The sequence below is a fragment of the Nannocystis pusilla genome (genome assembly GCF_026626665.1).
Lineage (GTDB): Bacteria > Myxococcota_A > Polyangia > Nannocystales > Nannocystaceae > Nannocystis > Nannocystis pusilla.
Genome location: NZ_JAPNKE010000002.1, coordinates 5,282,090 through 5,299,226, shown reverse-complemented (window position 1 = coordinate 5,299,226; position 17,137 = coordinate 5,282,090). Strand labels below are relative to the sequence as shown.

13 protein-coding genes are annotated in these 17,137 nt (G+C 73.8%); 6 read left to right on the top strand and 7 right to left on the bottom strand.

Features of this window, described 5'->3' with window-relative positions; all coding sequences use genetic code 11:
* Positions 1-323: 323 nt before the first annotated feature.
* Positions 324-1,334 carry a serine/threonine-protein kinase gene (locus OV079_RS23395; RefSeq protein ID WP_267771078.1) on the bottom strand — a complete coding sequence of 337 codons (1,011 nt, stop codon included), beginning with the start codon at positions 1,332-1,334 and terminating at the stop codon, positions 324-326.
* Positions 1,335-1,691: 357 nt separating this feature from the next.
* On the opposite strand from OV079_RS23395, the gene OV079_RS23390 reads away from it, so the two are divergent.
* From OV079_RS23390 to OV079_RS23380, 3 genes are all read left to right on the top strand, one after another.
* Positions 1,692-4,592 carry a serine/threonine-protein kinase gene (locus OV079_RS23390; protein WP_267771077.1) on the top strand — a complete coding sequence of 967 codons (2,901 nt, stop codon included), beginning with the start codon at positions 1,692-1,694 and terminating at the stop codon, positions 4,590-4,592.
* Between the two features lie 588 nt (positions 4,593-5,180).
* Positions 5,181-7,544, top strand: coding sequence for an ATP-binding cassette domain-containing protein (locus OV079_RS23385; protein ID WP_267771076.1), 2,364 nt, complete (start codon positions 5,181-5,183; stop codon positions 7,542-7,544).
* Between the two features lie 120 nt (positions 7,545-7,664).
* Entirely contained in the window at positions 7,665-8,285 is a 621-nt protein-coding gene (locus tag OV079_RS23380) for a hypothetical protein (protein ID WP_267771075.1), read from the top strand.
* Between the two features lie 3 nt (positions 8,286-8,288).
* Here OV079_RS23380 and coaA read toward each other — a convergent pair whose 3' ends face one another.
* Entirely contained in the window at positions 8,289-9,230 is a 942-nt protein-coding gene (coaA, locus tag OV079_RS23375) for a type I pantothenate kinase (RefSeq protein WP_267771074.1), read from the bottom strand.
* A 343-nt stretch (positions 9,231-9,573) separates the two neighbouring features.
* Between coaA and OV079_RS23370 the strand changes: the two genes are divergently transcribed.
* A complete protein-coding gene (locus OV079_RS23370) occupies positions 9,574-11,124 on the top strand; it encodes a benzoate-CoA ligase family protein (RefSeq protein ID WP_267771073.1) in 1,551 nt (516 codons plus the stop codon).
* Between the two features lie 249 nt (positions 11,125-11,373).
* Here the strand turns inward: OV079_RS23370 and OV079_RS23365 are convergent, their stop codons facing one another.
* From OV079_RS23365 to OV079_RS23350, 4 genes are all read right to left on the bottom strand, one after another.
* Complete coding sequence (locus OV079_RS23365; RefSeq protein WP_267771072.1) at positions 11,374-11,526, bottom strand: hypothetical protein; 153 nt, start codon at positions 11,524-11,526, stop codon at positions 11,374-11,376.
* Positions 11,493-12,740: a hypothetical protein gene (locus OV079_RS23360; protein WP_267771071.1), complete on the bottom strand. Its 1,248-nt coding sequence runs from the start codon at positions 12,738-12,740 to the stop codon at positions 11,493-11,495. The genes OV079_RS23365 and OV079_RS23360 overlap by 34 nt, the downstream gene beginning before the upstream one ends.
* Positions 12,740-13,417 (bottom strand): hypothetical protein, encoded by a 678-nt coding sequence (locus OV079_RS23355; protein WP_267771070.1) that lies wholly within the window; start codon positions 13,415-13,417, stop codon positions 12,740-12,742. Before OV079_RS23355 ends, OV079_RS23360 begins: the two co-directional genes overlap by 1 nt.
* A gap of 666 nt (positions 13,418-14,083) precedes the next feature.
* Positions 14,084-15,175, bottom strand: coding sequence for a CehA/McbA family metallohydrolase (locus OV079_RS23350; protein ID WP_267771069.1), 1,092 nt, complete (start codon positions 15,173-15,175; stop codon positions 14,084-14,086).
* A 255-nt stretch (positions 15,176-15,430) separates the two neighbouring features.
* On the opposite strand from OV079_RS23350, the gene OV079_RS23345 reads away from it, so the two are divergent.
* A complete protein-coding gene (locus tag OV079_RS23345) occupies positions 15,431-15,985 on the top strand; it encodes a hypothetical protein (RefSeq protein WP_267771068.1) in 555 nt (184 codons plus the stop codon).
* A complete protein-coding gene (locus tag OV079_RS23340) occupies positions 15,937-16,143 on the top strand; it encodes a hypothetical protein (protein WP_267771067.1) in 207 nt (68 codons plus the stop codon). Before OV079_RS23345 ends, OV079_RS23340 begins: the two co-directional genes overlap by 49 nt.
* Before the next feature lie 55 nt (positions 16,144-16,198).
* Here OV079_RS23340 and OV079_RS23335 read toward each other — a convergent pair whose 3' ends face one another.
* Complete coding sequence (locus tag OV079_RS23335) at positions 16,199-16,813, bottom strand: hypothetical protein (protein ID WP_267771066.1); 615 nt, start codon at positions 16,811-16,813, stop codon at positions 16,199-16,201.
* Between the last annotated feature and the right edge of the window lie 324 nt (positions 16,814-17,137).

The window sequence follows — 17,137 nt, the reverse complement described above, 5'->3', positions numbered from 1 at the left end:
CGACGGCCCATGGCCTCTCGCTCGCCCCCAGCCGATGAGACGCCCCCGCGAGCACGAGGCCGCGGCGTATCCTCTTATCGCGTCATCGCGTCATCGCGTCATCGCGTCATCGCGTCATCGCGTCATCGCGTCATCGCGTCATCGCGTCATCGCGTCATCGCGTCATCGCGTCATCGCGTCATCGCGTCACAGCGCCGGGAACACGGCGAGGAGGAACACGCCGAGCAGCAGGGTGGCGATCACGGCCCAGCGCAGGCCGCCGGCGATCGAGTCGCGCAGGCGGGCGCCGAGGCCGAAGGCCACCAGCGGCAGCCAGGCGAAGCTCAGGGCGACCAGGTCGGACTCCGAGAATTGTCGAACAGGAACCCGTACAGCAGCAGCGCCGCGGCCCCGCCGGTGTACAGCGGGGCCTTGTAGACCAGGGCCGGCAAGGACCTGGCCTGTGGGACAGGTAGCGCCGGCTCGCGGCGCGCGAGCGCCTCGCCGTCGAGCACGGCCAGGACGTCGCGCGCCGCGGCGAACCGCTGGCCGACGGCCGGCTCGAGCATGCCATCGAGGGCCCGCGTCAGCCGCTCGGGCAGGCCGGGGCAGGCGCGGCGCACGTCGACCTTGCTGGTGGAGGGATCGATCGGCAGCTCGTCGGGCTGCCGATGGGTGAGGACGACGACCATGGTCATCGCCAGGGCGTACAGATCGGAGGCCGGCCGCGCCTTGCCCAGCACCTGCTCGAGCGGGAAGAAGCCGAAGGTGCCGACGCTGGTCGAGCCGAGCTCGGACTCGCGGCGGAACCGGTCCTGGCTCGCTCCGAAGTCGACGAGCATCGGCTCGCCCGCGGCGGTGACGACGATGTTGGCCGGCTTGATGTCGCGGTGGACGACCGGCGGCTGGAGGTCGTGCAGGTAGGCCAGCACGCCGAGCAGCTTGCGCAGCAGCGCCTCGGCCTCGCCCGCGGTCGTGCGCGCGCCGCCGGCCACGCGCGCGGCCAGCGAGGCGCCGTCGACGTGGTCCTGCACGAGCACGAGCGAGACGTCGTCGCCGAGCCCGGCGAGGTCGGTCGGGTCGACGGCCCGGGCCCCGTCGGTGGCGAAGAACTCGTGGCAGCGCGGGATGCCCGGGTGCGCGAGCGAGGCGAGCACCCGGGCCTCGCGCTCGAACAGCTCCATGGCCTTCCAGTCGCCCATGCGCGCGACCCGGAGCTGCTTGAGCACGACCCGCCGGCCGTCGTCCGCGGTCGCCACGAACGCGAGCCCGAAGCCGCCCTCGCCGAGCCGCTCGCCCACGACGTAGGCCGACCTCAGGCCGACGACGCGCTCACCCGCGGTGAACTCCGCCATGCCCGTCATGGTACGCGAGCCGGCGCCGGCGATCGACGCGGGGCGAGCGCCGTGCGAGGCGTGCCGCGCTTGCGGTCCGGACGATCCGGGATCGATCTCCCCGGCCGACCTGCCGACGCGGCGCGAGTCGACGACCTCGCGCTCGCTCACCGCGCAGCATCAGGTGTTTGTATGGACATGGTCAAAAGGACATATGATTTCTCGCCGCGCCGCGAGCCGGCGAAAAGCGCCGCGCTCGCGCCTCTCGGCGGCGAAGCTGCGACGTCTCGCCGCGCCGGCGCTCGCGCGCGAGGTCGTCGCGGACCTCGCCGAGGTTGACCGGGGCGACCACACTCTTCACCTTTGGGACCCGGAGCGATGAAGATCGGCCGCGGGAGCGGCGCCGAGATGCGCGACAAGAGACGCAAAGAGCACGATGGTACGTCGGGCTCGACCGTCTACGACAGCGGTGGCGACTGGCCCTCGGTGGAGCGGACGGTCCCCGGCGAGTCGTACGGCGGCGGGGTCGATCCGCCGCGGATCGGTCGATTCCACATCCACGGCCGCCTCGGCGAGGGTGGGATGGGGGTGGTGTACTCGGGCTTCGACGGCGAGCTCGGGCGCTCGGTGGCCATCAAGCTGATGCGCGCGGCGCTCGACACGGACATCGAGGCGCGCCCGCGACTGTTGCGCGAGGCGCAGGCCCTCGCGCGCCTGTCGCATCCGAACGTAGTGCAGATCTTCGAGGTCGGTCACCACGAGGGCCGGCTGTTCGTGGCCATGGAGTTCGTCGACGGCAAGACGCTGCAGGCCTGGCTGCGCGGGCCCGACGGGCCGCGGACGTGGCGGCAGATCCTGGACGTGTTCATCGCCGCCGGCCGCGGCCTGGCGGCGGCCCACGAGGTCGGCCTCGTCCACCGCGACTTCAAGCCGAGCAACGTGATGATCGGCTTCGACGGCCGCGTGCGCGTCCTCGACTTCGGCCTGGTCGGTTCGCTCGCCGACGACGAGCCGAGCCCGTCGTCGTCGTCGTCGCAATCGCTGCACGAGGTGCCGAACCCGCCGGTGCTCCAGACGCCGTTGACGATGACCGGCGACATCCTCGGCACGCCGGCGTACATGGCGCCCGAGCAGTACAACGGCCGCCGCTGCGACGCCCGGGCCGATCAGTTCAGCTTCTGCGTGGCCCTTTACGAGGCGCTCTACGGGGTGCGGCCGTTCGCCGGCAACACCGCGTGGGACGCCCTCGAGGCCAGCGAGCGCGGCGAGATCCGCCCGCCGCCGGCGGACTCGCGGGTGCCCGAGTGGCTCCACGCCGCGGTGGTGCGCGGCCTGTCGCCGGACCCGGCCGCGCGGTGGCCGTCGATGGCCGCGCTGCTCGCCGAGCTCGACCGCGACCGCGACGGGCCGGCCCGCATGCGCACGACGATCGCGGTGGCGCTGGCGACCCTCGTGCTCGGCGTGTGGCTGAGCGCGGTGCGCGGTCCGGGCCCGGCCGAGCGCTGCGACGCCGAGGTGGCCGCGGACCTCGAGGACGTATGGGACGAGCAGACCCCCGCCGGGCTGGCGCCGGCGGTCCACACCCAGGTGCTGGCGCTGCTCGAGAAGTGGAAGGAGGCGCGGCGCGATCTGTGCCGCGGCCGCCTGAGCGGCCTGCTGTCCGACGAGATGCTCTACCGCGGCTCGCGCTGCCTGGCGACGCACCGTCAGTTCTTGCTGCGCCTGGCGACCGAGCTCGCCCACGGGGCGACCGACCTCGAGTGGCGCGAGCTGCCGTCGCCGGCGAAGTTCGCCGGGTGCGTCCACAGCTTCGACCGCGCCGAGACGGCGATGAACGCGATCGTGATGGACCCGGAGGCGCTGCGGCGGATCGAGGACGAGGTGGCGGAGGCCGAGGTCGCGTGGCTCGCCGGTCGCTACCGCGACAGCGAGGCGCTGGCGAGCGCGGCGCTCCGCGACGCCAACGAGCTCGGCCATCCGCCCACCGTGGCGCTCGCGCTCTATCACCTCTCGCGCGCGCAGGACAGCGGCCCGCGGGCGGCCCTCGCCGGCGCGACGCTGGCCGAGGCCGACCTCCTCGCGGTCGCCCACGACTTGCCCGATCTCGCCGCCGACGTCGCGCTGCGTCGGCTCCGCTTCGCGGTCTATCAGAGCGAGCACCCGCACGACGGCTGGGTCTGGTACGAGGTGCTGCGCGGGCGCCTGGCTCGCATCGGCGCGCAGGACGATCCGCGCGAGGTGGAGGCCCACGATTACCTCGGCCTCGTCGCCCTCACCGAGCGGGACTTCGCGCTGGCGGAGGAGGAGTTCCTCAAGGCCCTCGAGGGCCGCGCGGGCGCGTGGCCGCTGCTGCGCACGCCGGCGCTGATGGGGCTCGGGCGCATGTTCCTCCTCCGCGACCAGCCGGCGGCGGCCCACGAGCAGTTCGCGGAGGCGCGCGAGATCATCGAGGCGGAGCTCGGGCCGGCGCACCCGCGGCTCGTGCCGGCGCTGCTCAACCACATCGACGCGCTGCTGAAGCTGCAGCGCGTCGACGAGGCCGAGGCCGCGGCCAGCCGGGCGCTGGCGATCGCCGGGGCCCAGCCCGGCTCGCCGCACCTGTCGCTGGCGCAGCTGTTCGCCGCGCGGGTGGCCGAGGCGCGCGGCGACCGGAGCGGCGCGCTGGCGCTGGCGGAGAGCGCCCGCAACGCGCTGCGCGTCGAGGGACGCACGGCCAATCAGCGCGTGTATCGCCCGGAGGTCCTCGACCTGGTCGCCCGTGTGTCCTACGAGACAGGTGGTGCGAGGGCCGCGATCGCGCCCTACCTCGAGCTGCTCGGCGCGCCCGAGGGCCACGAGCCGTCCTACGGCTCGACCCTGGCCCGCGCCTACACGAGCGCTACGAGGCTGGCGGAGGAGGCCGGGGCCGACGAGCTGGCGCTCCGCTTCGCCGCCGCCGCGCGCTCGTTCTTCCCCCACGCCGAACGGGCGGAGGTCCCCGCGCTGCTGGTCGAGCTGGCCCTCGCCGAGAGCGCGGCGCTGATGCGGCGCGGTCGGACCGAGGCCGCGACTACGATGATTCGCTCGGCCCTCGATTCGTGGCAGGCCAGCGCGACGAGTCCCGACGTGCGGGCCGCGGATCTGCACTACGCGCTGTTCTCGGCCCTGCGCGCCGCGGCCCCGGCCGAGGCCTTGCCGCACGCGCTGCGCGCCCGCGAGGCGTACGCGGGCCTGCCGGCGCCGCCGCGCGCGAAGCTGACGGCGCTCGACGAGTGGCTGCGCCGCCACGATCGCGGGTGAACCGACGATGACCCGGACGAATGCGAGGACATGCCGCCCGGGCGGCGATCCGGAGCGACGCGCGACGGCGCCGCGGCGGGCTCGAATCATCGCACCACGGGTCCGCGGATCGCGGCGGAGCGCGGGCCGGGCGGGCCGCGCCGCGGGCCTGCGGCGGGCTCGAATCATCGCACCACGGGTCCGCGGATCGCGGCGGAGCGCGGGCCGGGCGGGCCGCGCCGCGGGCCTGCGGCGGGCTCGAATCATCGCACCACGGGTCCGCGGATCGCGGCGGAGCGCGGGCCGGGCGGGCCGCGCCGCGGGCGCGACGGGCCGCGAATGCCACGAGGGTCGCTCGCTGCGAGCGATCGGCGCCGGGGCGACGCGGGCCGGCGCAGGCCGCGGCGGACGGCGCGACCGCGGGGCCAAACCGGCGGGGCGCGGCGAGGCGGGCCGCGTGCTTGCGCGATCGCTCGGGTTCGCCCACTCGATCGATATGGAACGATCGGCCCGCGATCGAGCGCCCGCGGCTCGTCGCTCGATTCGTCGCCGCGTCGATTCGACGGGGTCGCGCCGCGGCGATGGGGCCGACGGCCGCGGAGGCGGAGCGTGAGCGCCGGGCCGCTGCGGGCGCTGCTGCTGCGGGCGCTGACCCCGGACGAGCTGCGGCGCGGGTTGTCTGCGTTCGCCCCCGAGGACGGCGGGCTGCGGGCCCGGCTGCCCGGGCCCGAGGTCGGCTTCGAGGCGCTGGTCGACGCGGCCCTGGCGGCGCTGGACGGGCCGCTGCTCGGGCGCTTCCTCGTCTACCTGGCGGCGTCGCGGCCGAAGCTGGCCGGCGAGCTGCGGCAGGTCGCCGCGCAGCTCGGGGTGAGCGAGCCGGACGCGTTCGCGGTGGCGAGCCTGCTGTCGGCCCACCGCGACGCCGCGGCGGAGCGCAAGCTGGCGGAGCTCGAGCGCGCGAGCGCGACGACGGTCGGCGACCGTCACGAGCTCAACCTGGCGGTCGCCGACCTGCACCGCTGGCAGCGCGAGGCCGGAGAGCGCGGCGAGGCCAGCGGAGACCGCCGCGCGGCGATCGCCCGCAGGTTGACGAACCTGGCCGCGTCGATGAGCGCGCAGGCGTCGAGCGGCAGCCTCGCGGTCGAGGCAGTGGCGGCCCACCCCGACGCGCTGCGCCTGCGCGAGGAGATCGAGGCCCACGTGCGCCGGGCCGACGGCAAGCGGGCCGCGCTGCGCCTGCTCGACCTGGCCGAGCGGTTCGGCGACCCGCAGGTCCGCCGGCGCGCGCTCGAGCTGTCGGCGCGCGCCGGGACATGGCGCACGAGACATGTCTTCAAGGCCAGGCTCGAGGCGAGCGAGCGGCGCGAGTGGCTGGCGCTACTGGAGGCGATCCTCGCGCTCACCGACGAGATCGTGCGGACGGCCGCGCCGGGGCCGTTCGAGGGCCTCGGCGAGCACTGGCTGGCGGCCTCGCTCGACGCCGCGGCCCACACGTCGCTGCACGCCGGGGCGGCGCCGGAGTACGGGCCGCTGGTGCGCTGCGACGGGCTGGCGCTGCGCTACCGCAAGGGCGCCCCGCCGGTGCTCAAGGACGTGTCGCTGACGGTGTTCCCGCGGACCGTGGTGGCGGTGGTCGGGCCCAACGGCGCCGGCAAGACGACCTTCCTGCGGGTCCTCGCCGGCGAGCTGCGGGTCGAGGACGGCATGCTCTCGTACCCGCAGCTCGACCCGGCGCTGCCGCGGCCGGGCGACATCGACTGGCCGGTGGTGCGCTCGCGGATCGCCCACGTGCCGCAGCGCCTGCCGCGGTTCCGCGGCCGCCTCGACGAGTACCTGCACACCTGGGCCGGCGCCTGCGGGCTGCGCGGCGGCGAGAACGTGGACACCGTCGACTTCTGGCTCGAGCGCCTCGGCCTCGGCCACTGCCGTCAGGTCCGCTGGCGCGAGCTGTCGCGCAGCCTGCAGACCCGCGTGGCCCTGGCGCGCGCGCTGGTCGGCCGGCCGCGCCTGCTGCTCGTCGACGAGCCGCTGGTGGCCCTCGACCCGCGCGCGCAGCAGTGGTTCCTGCAGGACCTGCGCGACATCGTCTCGAGCTCGTCGCTGCGGCTGGCGGCGGTGGTCAGCTCGCAGCACATCCCCGAGCTCGAGGCGATCGCCGACGACGTGGTCGGCCTGCGCGAGGACGGCGCGGTGTGGTTCCACGGCGGCGTCCTCGACCTCGAGCAGGCCCGCCGCGGGGCGTTGTTCGAGATCGGCGGCCACCTCGAGGACGCGGCGCGCGACCGCTTGACCGCGCAGTTCGGCCCGGGCTGCCTGCGCGAGCGCGAGTGCGTGACGCTGCTCCGCGTCGGCGGCCACGTGTCGCGCCGCGAGGTGCTGAGCTGCTGTGCGCGCTCGGCGAGCCGCCGGTGTACTTCCGCGACATCAGCGGCTCGCACATGCGCATGTTCTGGGGGGACCGACCGTGAAGGTGGCGATCCATCGCCTGGTCGACGGGTGGGCGGCGGTCCGCGGACGAATGCAGCGATACGACCGCGCGGTGCTGATCCGCCGGCCGGCGCTGCGACAGACGCGGATCCACTGGATCGCCCCCGCCAGCGCGCTGCTCAGCCTCACCGGCGCGGTGATCGTGAGCCTGCCGCGGGTCGAGGCCGAGGACCCGCTGCGCACCATCGATTCGTTCGTGTCGCCGCTGCTGTTCGTGGCGGTGCTGTTCCTGGTGCTGTGGATCCGCGACCAGACCCGCGCTTTGGTGTCGTTCGCCCCGCTGGCGCGCGGGCGGATCGCCGGGCTGGCGCTGCTGCGCCTCGGCTGCGTGGCGGCGATCCTGCTGCCGCCGCTGGTCGTCGACGGCTGCATGCGCGCCCGCGCGGCCCAGATCGCGGCCCACGACGACAACGTCGGCGTGGCCCTGGCGATCGTCGAGGCCGCGGACGCCTGCCTCGCCGCCGCGCCGGCGCCCGAGCCGGGTGAGACCGCCGCGGTCGCCAGGCTGCGCGAGCGGGCGTCGCGGCTGATCGAGGCCGCGCGGGACCGCGGTCACAGCGGACGACCGCCGCGGGCGCCCCGACCGGCGGCGACGCGCACCGCGGTGTGGATCGAGAAGCACTGCCACGATCCGGCGGCGAGCCCGAGCGAGGACATCGTGCGGATCGAGCGGCTCCACCTGTACGCGGTGGGGCGCGTGTTCCCCGCCCGCCGCTGCGCGCGCTGCTGTACCTGCTGGCCTGCGGGGCGGTGGTGGTGCCGTTCCTGGCGCTGTGGGAGGACCGCCGCGGCCGCGCCGTGGGCCCGGCGGTGGCGCTCGGCCTGTTCTTCGTGGTCCACACGTCGATGGCGATCGGCTGGGTGCCGGGCACGTGGTCGACGCGCAAGCTGTGGCTGGCGAGCCTGATCGTGGTGTCGGCGGTGGCCGTGGTGGCCGCGCCGCTGGCCGCGTGGCGACGCGTGCGGCCCGAGTGGTGCCTGCTGGCGTTCGCCACCGCGGTGATCGTCGCGCCGCTGCTGCCGGTGGCGCTCGCGTGGGCGACCGCAGGGAACGCGAGCGCGACGGGCGAATCGCCGTGCGCCTGCTCGCCGCGGTTCGGGCCGGCCGAGCCGTCGGTCGTGGGCCCGCACGAGCTTACCGCCTACGCCGCGGGCCTCGGGTTCTGTTGCCTGTACATCGTCGGCATGGGCCCGACGATGCACCGGCTGTGGGCCACGCCGCGGTGAGGTTCAGCCGACGCGCAGACGGACGCGCTGGACGGTGTGGTCGGCGGCCTTCTCGAGGATGAGGTCGGCGCGCTCGCGCGTGGGCGCGATGTTCTGCCGCAGGTTGACGCCGTTGATCGTGTCCCACACCGTGTGCGCGAGCTGCATGGCGCTGGCCTCGGGCATGCTGGCGTACTTGTGGAAGTACGAGTGCGGGTCGCGGAAGGCGGTCTCGCGCAGGCGACGGAACCGCTGGAAGAACCACTCGCGGATCGCGGCCTCCTCGGCGTCGACGTAGATCGAGAAGTCGAAGTAGTCGGAGATGTAGACGCCCTTGCGACCGGTGGCGTGGGCGCCCCGCTGCAGGACGTTGAGGCCCTCGAGGATCAGGATGTCGGGCCGGCGCACGTGCTGCCGCTCGTCGGGGACGATGTCGTAGAACAGGTGCGAATAGACGGGGGCCGAGGCCTCCTCGGCCCCCTCGCGCACGTCGGCGACGAAGCGCATGAGGCCGCGCAGGTCGTAGCTCTCGGGGAAGCCCTTCCGCTGGAGGATCCCCCGCGCCTCGAGGGTGGCGTTGGGGAACAGAAAGCCGTCGGTGGTGACGAGGTCGACCCGCGGGTGCTCGGGCCAGCGCGAGAGGATGGTCTGCAGCACGCGCCCCGCGGTGCTCTTGCCGACGGCGACGCTGCCGGCCAAACCGAGGATGAACGGCGAGGCGTGGTCCGGACCGGTGCGGCCGAGGAAGGTCTGGGTGACCCGCCGGAGCTCGCGCAGCGCGGCGAAGCGGAGATTCAATAGACGCGTGACGGGGAGCCAGATCGCCTGCACCTCGTCCAGCGACAGGCGCTCGTTGATGCCGCGCAGCGCGTCGAGGTCGGCCTCGCTCAGCGTCAGCGGGGTCTGCTCGCGCAGCCGCGCCCACGCGTCGCGGTCGAAGGTGGCGAAGGGGGCCCTCGAGGTCATTTTCCGCAGTCTCGCACACGCGCGCCCGCGGCCCGGGTGAGCGAGTTCACGCGGCCGGGGGTGGTCAAACGCCGTCGAGCGACCTCCGCGGCGCGAGGCAATGCGGCGACGACCGCGAATGCGCATACCCGTCGATTCGCCGCACCGCCCATTCGTAGGAGCCGAGAGCGGGTGCGAACGGGCGAGCGGGGCGTCGCGGGCTCGTGGCTCGTCGGCGGTCCACGCACTGGGCTCGCGGACGTCCGGCGGCTCGCGCGGGTCGCCGACGCCTGCGTCCGCTGGTGCCCCCCGTTCGGCCGCTCCGGGGTCCTGACGCCGCGCCGGCGGGCTGGTACGCTCGGGCGTGGTCGTGAGCTTCCCGCGCGAGTACAACGCCGCCGTCGACCTGATCGAGCGCAACCTGGCGCGCGGGCTCGGCGACAAGATCGCCTACGTCGACGCGTTCGGGCCGGTGACCTACGCGGCGCTGGCCGAGCGGGTGAACCGGGCGGGCGACCTGCTGCGCGGGCTGGGGGTGCAGATCGAGCAGCGCGTCATGCTGGTGCTGCTGGACACCGTCGACTTCGTGGCGGTGTTCCTCGGGGCGATCAAGATCGGGGCGGTGCCGGTGCCGGTCAACACGCTGCTGGCGCCGGCCGACTACGAGCACCTGCTGCGCGACAGCCGGGCGCGGGTGCTGGTGGTCAGCGACGCGCTGCTGCCGAAGCTGCGCGAGGCGCGGGGGCGCAGCCCGTGGCTGACGGCGACGGTGGTGGCCGACAGCCCCGAGGGCGGGCCCGACGACGGTCATCCGCGGCTCGGCGCGCTGCTGGGGCGGGCGGCGCCGACGATCGCGGCGGCGGCGACGGGGCCCGACGACGTGGCGTTCTGGCTGTACTCGTCGGGCTCGACCGGGAAGCCGAAGGCGGCGGTCCACCTGCACGCGCACCTGCGGCGCACCGCCGAGCTGTACGCCGGCGCGGTGCTCGGGATGCGCGAGGACGACGTGGTGCTGTCGGCGGCCAAGCTGTTCTTCGCCTACGGCCTCGGCAACGCGCTGACGTTCCCGCTGGCGTTCGGGGCCACCGCGGTGCTGCTGCACGAGCGGCCGACGCCGGCGGCGGTGTACCGCGCGCTGCAGCAGCGGGCGTGCACGGTCTTCTGCGGGGTGCCGACGCTGTTCGCGTCGATGCTGGCCGACGCCGCCCACGCCGAGGTGCGATTGCCGGCGCTGCGGGTCAGCACCTCGGCGGGCGAGGCCCTGCCGCGCCACGTCGGCGAGCGCTGGCGGGCCCGCTTCGGCAGCGACATCCTCGACGGCATCGGCTCGACCGAGATGCTGCACATCTTCCTGTCCAATCGGCCAGGTGACGTCCGCTACGGCACCACCGGCCTGCCGGTCCCCGGCTACGCGCTGCGCCTCCTCGACGACGACGGCGCGCCGATCGCCGGCGCGGCCGAGGGCGCGCTGTGGGTGAGCGGGCCGACCGCCGCGGCCGCCTACTTCAACGACCGCGAGCGCAGCCTGCAGACCTTCCACGGCCCGTGGACCCGCACCGGCGACCGCTACGCCCGCGACGACGACGGCTATTACACCTACTGCGGGCGCGCCGACGACATGCTCAAGGCCGGCGGGATCTGGGTCTCGCCGTTCGAGGTCGAGTCGGCCCTGGCCGCGCACCCGGCTGTGCTCGAGGCCGCGGTCGTCGGTCACGCGGACGCCGACGAGCTGGTCAAGCCGAAGGCGTTCGTGGTCGCGCGCGACCCGGCCGCGGCCGGGCCGGAGCTCGTCGCCGAGCTGCAGCGGTTCGTCAAGGACCGCCTGGCGCCCTACAAATACCCGCGCTGGATCGAGTTCGTCGACGAGCTGCCGAAGACCGCGACCGGCAAGATCCAGCGGTTCCGCCTGCGCTGAGCGGGCGGCGAGGCGCCTCGCTAGCATGGCCGATGGAGCATGCTCTTATAGACATGTCTTCGAGAGAATGTCCTTGAGGACATGTCTTCTGGTACATCCGAAGGCGCCGCCGACCGGCGCAGCGCAGCGGGGCAGGTCGCCCGGGGATGTCCGGGCGACCTGTCCTGCGGCGCGCCGACGGCGGCCACCGGCGCGCCGTCGGGGGCATGTCGCCGGGGTCATGGCCCCCGGGACATGTCCTTCGGCGCATCAGTGGACCTGGGCGACGGGGGCGTCGCCGAGGCGCTCGAGCGCGAAGGTCGGCAGCTTGTCCTTGCCGAGCGGCTCGGCGTTCTCGAACAGGTCGTCGGGCAGCGCCTTCTTGTGGGTCAGCGCGTCCTCGACCAGGACCGGGTCGAGCACGGGCACCCGAGGCAGCTCTGGGTGGCGAACTCGACCAGCTTCTGCTGGCGGAACTCGAGGTCGCGGAAGCCGCGGCGGTGCTGCGGGTTGGTCGGGTTGATGACGCCGCCGCGGGCGAGGACCGACGGGTCGTCGACGAAGTGCAGGTTGCCGGTGACGGCGTTGTTGGCGAAGGGGCTGACCTTCTCGCCGAGCAGGAACTCGCTCAGGAGCGCCTCCTGGGCGGCGCCGAGCAGGGTGCGGTTGTCGATGTGGACGAAGTCGGTGTCCGTCTCGCGCGCGTGGCAGCCGCTGCACGCGCTGAACGAGACGTTCTGCCGCGCGTCGTTGGCGTCGTTGCCGGGGCCCGAGGTGATGAGCAGGGTGTCGATCGCCGAGTGGGCGCCGTCCCAGAAGGTGCCCGGGCTCGGCACGTCGGAGGCGCCCGCCCACGGGAAGCTCTGCGGCGGCAGCTGCATGAGGTTGCTGACGATCCACGCGCCGAACGAGGTCGTGTTGTTGTGGAACAGCTCGACGGTGTCGGCGACCTGGTGCGGGCTCAGGAAGCCGGTCGGCAGCGGCAGCTGGTGCTCGCGCATCTGCCACAGCGGGGCCATGAGGAAGTCGTTGGTGCGCAGCTGACCGAGCGCGCTCCGGTTGCCGCGCGAGGGGCTGGCGCCGGCGACGGTGAACTGGTCGGTGATCGCCTGCAGGGCGGCGTTGTAGGTCGCGCCGAACGGCAGGGTGTCGAGCGCGCGCCACTGCTGGGCCCAGTCGCGCACCTTCTTGCAGCCGGGCTTGTCGACCTTGTACTCGAAGATGACGGTGAACGGGGTCAGCCTGCAGCCCGTCTTCGAGTCGAGCACGCCGGGCTTGTTGTAGCCCTTGACGGTGTAGCCGGCCGGCAGCACCAGGCCGAACACGAAGCGGCCCTCGCCGGCGTCGAGGAAGTCGCCGCCGATGCCGCCGCCGTAGCCGCCGCCGCCCTTGCCGCGGCGCGACAGGTCGATGCGGTTGACGATCGCCAGCAGGCGGAACGGGGCCTTCTTCAGGTCGAGGTCGCCGCCGCCGCTGACGGCGCGCCAGTCGTCGATCAGCTGCTGCATCATCGGCCGCGCCGGGACCGGGATCGAGGCCGAGCCGGGCAGCTGCGGGGTCAACCAGCTGGCCAGCCAGTCCTCGGCGAGGTGCGCCGGGTCGATGCCGGTGAGCGGCTGGTTGGCCAGCTCGGTCATCAGATGGCCGAAGACCAGGGACCCATGGCGGCGCCGGTGTCGGTGCAGGGGTCGTAGGTGCGGGTGAAGTCGCGGACCACCGAGGGGTCGGTGATCATCAGGCTGTGGCGCGCGTTGGCCAGCGAGAACAGCAGCTTGGGCGCGCCCGGCAGCTTGATGACGCCGCCGCCGAGGAACTTGTCGAGGTCGAGGGCCTCGGCCGGCGCCAGCTTCTCGACGCTGCGGCCGACGAATTGCGGGACGTCCTTCACGTCCTGCTTGGCCTCGGCCTCGGCGCGGGCCTTGAGCGCGTCGATGTCGGCGAACGCGAGGCCGGTGAACACGAGGTCGCCGGCCTTCTCGTCGCCGCCCTTGCCGTCGTCGCGCAGGACGATCGGCGCGTCCTCGTCGCCGGCGCCGACCACCTGGGGGTTGGCCAGCTTCTCGGCGTCGCCCTTGCTCAGGGTGACGAAGATCTTGGTGTCGGCGAACTCGGTCGGCTTCTCCAGGCGCTGGATCGACACGCTGGCGGCGTCGAGCGGGGCCTTGGCGGAATCATCGTTCCGCACGGCGATGTCGGCGGAGTCCTCGTCCTGCTCGAGGGGGTCGCCGGCGGTACAGCCGATCAGCGCGGTCGCGGTACACAGCAGGACGATGGACGTCGCCCGCCGGCCCCGACGAAGGGTCGTGGTATTCATTGCGTACATGTGGCGTCTCCGGTCGATGTCTACGCGCGCGCCCCCGGACGCGCCTGGCCCAAAGGACAGACGACGGCGAGCGCGGGCCGCGGCAGTATACGGGGATGATCGGCGGGAACAACCATTCTAAACCGCGCGAACCGGGGTGATTCCGCGCGGTGTGGACATTCGGAGGACTCAGGGTTTTGGCCATGTCGGGCCGCGGCGCCGCCGATCGCCGCAGGGCCCCCGGCGGATCGTCGGGCTCCGCGAGGTCCGCGTCCGCGCGCGAAACGGCGGAGAACGCGGTTGTTTGCGCATTGGGATCGTTTCAGGGAATGTCGAGACCTGCGCGACAAAAAATCGTCAGCGCGGGGCGTCAGGTGGGGAATCCTTCGCGGGGCGCCCGACCGCCGGTCATGCGTGAATGTCGCGAGGCGGGCGGCGATCGCCGGTCCGGGCGTGAATGTCGCGACGCGAGCTCGGCGGTCGAGCCCGATGCGGCGATCGCCGTGAAGTCGCGATTGCAGGTCCCAGCGCGAATGGGACGCAGCGGCCGTACGGGCCCGGTCGAGCTCGAATGTCGCCATGCGAGCCGGCGGCGCTCCGCGAGCGAGGTGCACGTCGCTGCGCGCCGGTCGACCGGGCTCTCGTGCGGCGCCGGACGGCCGACGCAGCGACCCCCGGTCAGCGGAAGTACACCGGGTTGGTCAGCGCCAGCGGCTTGCGCCCGCGGTGCAGCTCGGCCCGCACGAACTCGCCCGGACGCACGCGCAGGCGCAGCCGCACGGTCGCGTCGGGGCCCGCCAGCTCGCGCGTGAACAGCTCGCCGGCCGGGCCGAGCAGGCGGAGGCGAGCCCCCGCGCCGGCGAGCACGCGCAGGTGCAGGACGAGCTCGGTGCGGCCGGCCAGCTCGACCGTGTCCCCGGGCCGCGCGCCGTCGTCGACCGCGAGCACGACCCGCGGGGCGTCGCGGTCGTCGAGCAACAGGACGTGGCCGGCGCGCAGGCCGGCGAGCACGTCGGCGGCGCCGCAGGTGGTGGCGGTCACGCGATTGAGCGGGCGCCGATGATGGCGCAGCCAGGCGCCGGGGTGGAGGTCGGTGCCGGCGACCGCGACGAGTCGCTCGCCGCGGGCCAGGCGATCGTGCCACCAGCGCACGGCCTGGCGGTTGCGAATCACCACACTGTCGAGGCCCCACACCTCGACGCCGTCGGCCCCGAAGGTGTCGTCGGGCCAGGTGCGGAAGGGGACCCGCGGGTGGGCGATGATCACGAGGCCGCCGCGGCGGTGGGTCTCGGCGACCATGCGGCGGAAATCGTCGGCGACGACGCGGGCGCGCCACGGGGGCGGCATGATCGCGTCGGCGGGTTTATCGAGCGTGAGGCCCATCTGCAGGGCGTGGCCGCGGCGGGTGGTCCACTCCATGCCGGGGATCACGGTCAGCGGGGCCGTGGCGATTGCGGGGTCGAAGTCGGCGTGCGCGCTGTTGTGATCGGTGACGACGATGGCGTCGACGCCGTCGCCGTGAAACGCCGCGATCGCGGCCCGCAACCCGGCCGGATCGTAGGCGAGCGATTCGTTGGCGGCGGTCGGCGCGTGGCTGTAGCGATCGGAGACGAGGGTGTGGACGTGGTTGGCGACCAGGCAGTCGCGCGGCGGCGCCGGAGCTTCGGCGGGGCCGGTCAGCTCGACGACGCGATCGTGGGCGCTCGGGTAGCGGCCGGCGCACGCGGCCTGGCCGAGCAGCAGCGCGGTGGCGAGGACGAGCGCGCGCATGGCGTGGCGAACCTATCACGCGCGGGCGTCGAAACCTGGCAGCGAGAGAGCGGCCGACGATGCCTTGCGAGCTCGGCTCATGGACGTGACGCATGCGCTCCACGGCGCAGGGGGCGCCCCCGAGGGCCGCGAGCGGCTCACGCGTCGGCGACGAATTGCGAAGCGCCGGCAATTTTCTCCCGGCTCCGGCGACTCCACGGCCGAGCGACGCGTCGGGGAAAGGGACCCGCCTCGCCGCTCGCCCCGGAGATCGTCGTGCTTCGCTTCAACCTTTCCTTCCTCGCCGTTTCCTTCCTGCTCCTCCAAAACGCCTGCGACCCCGACACCGGCGACTCCGACAGCGCCACGGGCTCGACCTCCACCTCCGGCGAGTCCACCACCGACGCCTCGACCACCGACGATGCTCCGACCGCGAGCGCCACCACGGAGGACTCGACGACGTCCCAGGAGGAGCCGACGACCACCACCGGCGACGACACCGAGGGCGGCACCAGCGGCCCCGTCGATCCCGAGCACCAGAGCGCCTGCGAGGCCTTCTGCGAGCAGGCCATCGCGTGCGGGGGCGGCGGCGACGAGACCGCCGATTGCGTCCTGAACTGCACCTCGGAGTTCCAGGAGATCGACGCCGAATGCGTGCCGAACCACTTCATCTATCTCGAGTGCAACGCGAAGCTGCTCTGTGACCCGTTTGCACCCGTGGAGGAAGCGTGCGCGGAGGCGTTCGAGCGCACGTCATCTGCGGCAACGAGGCCGAGGAATGCATGCAAACGACGCATGAAGGCGGCGAGGGCGTGTGCGGCCTGGGGCTGAGCTGCCCCGACCTGCCGACGTACGAGATCAGCTGCGAGGGCGACACCTGCGTCTGCCTTCAAGACGGCGTCGAGGTCGCGCAGTGCCCGGCCGACGACGTGTGCGCTCAGGGCGACGCGATCTTCGACAAGCTGGACGAGTGCTGCGCCGGCGTATGACCGGGCATCGGCCCGCCGGGCCGCGGATCGTGGTGCTCGGGATGTAAGACGCTCGTCAGCCTCGATCCGGCGCCAACGCCTGCAAGACGGCCACCGGCGGCCCGCGACCGTCGCGGTTCGCGGCGGCCGGCGGGCACGTCGCTCGCGGGGACCGGCGCTCGGCGAGCGTCGCTCGCGGCCTGCCGCGCTCACTGTGAGGCGCACGGGGGATCGTCGGCGACCTGGCTCTGGGCCAGGCCGACGCCGTCGTCGCGGTAGTAGGCGCGATGCGCGGGTCGATAGGCCGCCACGAGCCGCAGCTCGAGGGCGCGGTCGCGGGTGGCATGAATCGGCGCAGGTCGAGCTCGCGGAGCTCGCGATCCACGCACGCGAGGGCGCGGTCGTCTGCGGCGCCGTCGACGGCGATCCACTCGGGCGCCCCGGAAGGCTGCAATCGATAGAGCAGCGCCGCCCCGCTGCGAATGCAGCGATCGCGGCGCAGGCTGGCGTTCATGCACGATTCGAGGACCTCGGCGTGTTGCTCGATCCGGGCCAGGAGCGCCGCTGATTCGCGCCCCCCGCCGTCGAGGTGGGCGCGCACGCGGAAGCTCGCGGGGACGCGTACCACGGTGCACCGGTGCTGACGCGGGCACGGATCGGTCGGCGCCGCCTCGACCAGCGGGCCATCCACGAGGACCTCTCCGAGCCGTAGCGAGGGCGGGATCGGCGTGGCCAGGGCCGGCTCCGGAGCGAGCGCGGCCGCCTCGACGGGTGCGGGGCGGGGTAGCGGCGCCGCCAGCAAAGTGTCGACGTCGCGCGAAGCCGGCGGCGAATCGCGCCCGCCTGGCCGGCACGCGGAGGCGACAGCGAGAGCCAGGACGCAATGGCCCACGAGGATACGCCCCCTCCCGGTCTCGGGGGCTCCACGCTGCGCCGCGCTGCGGGGGGACATCCGGCGGAGGATAGCAAACTCGGCCCGGGGCGCTCAGCGTGGCGCGAACGGGCTCATTTGGAT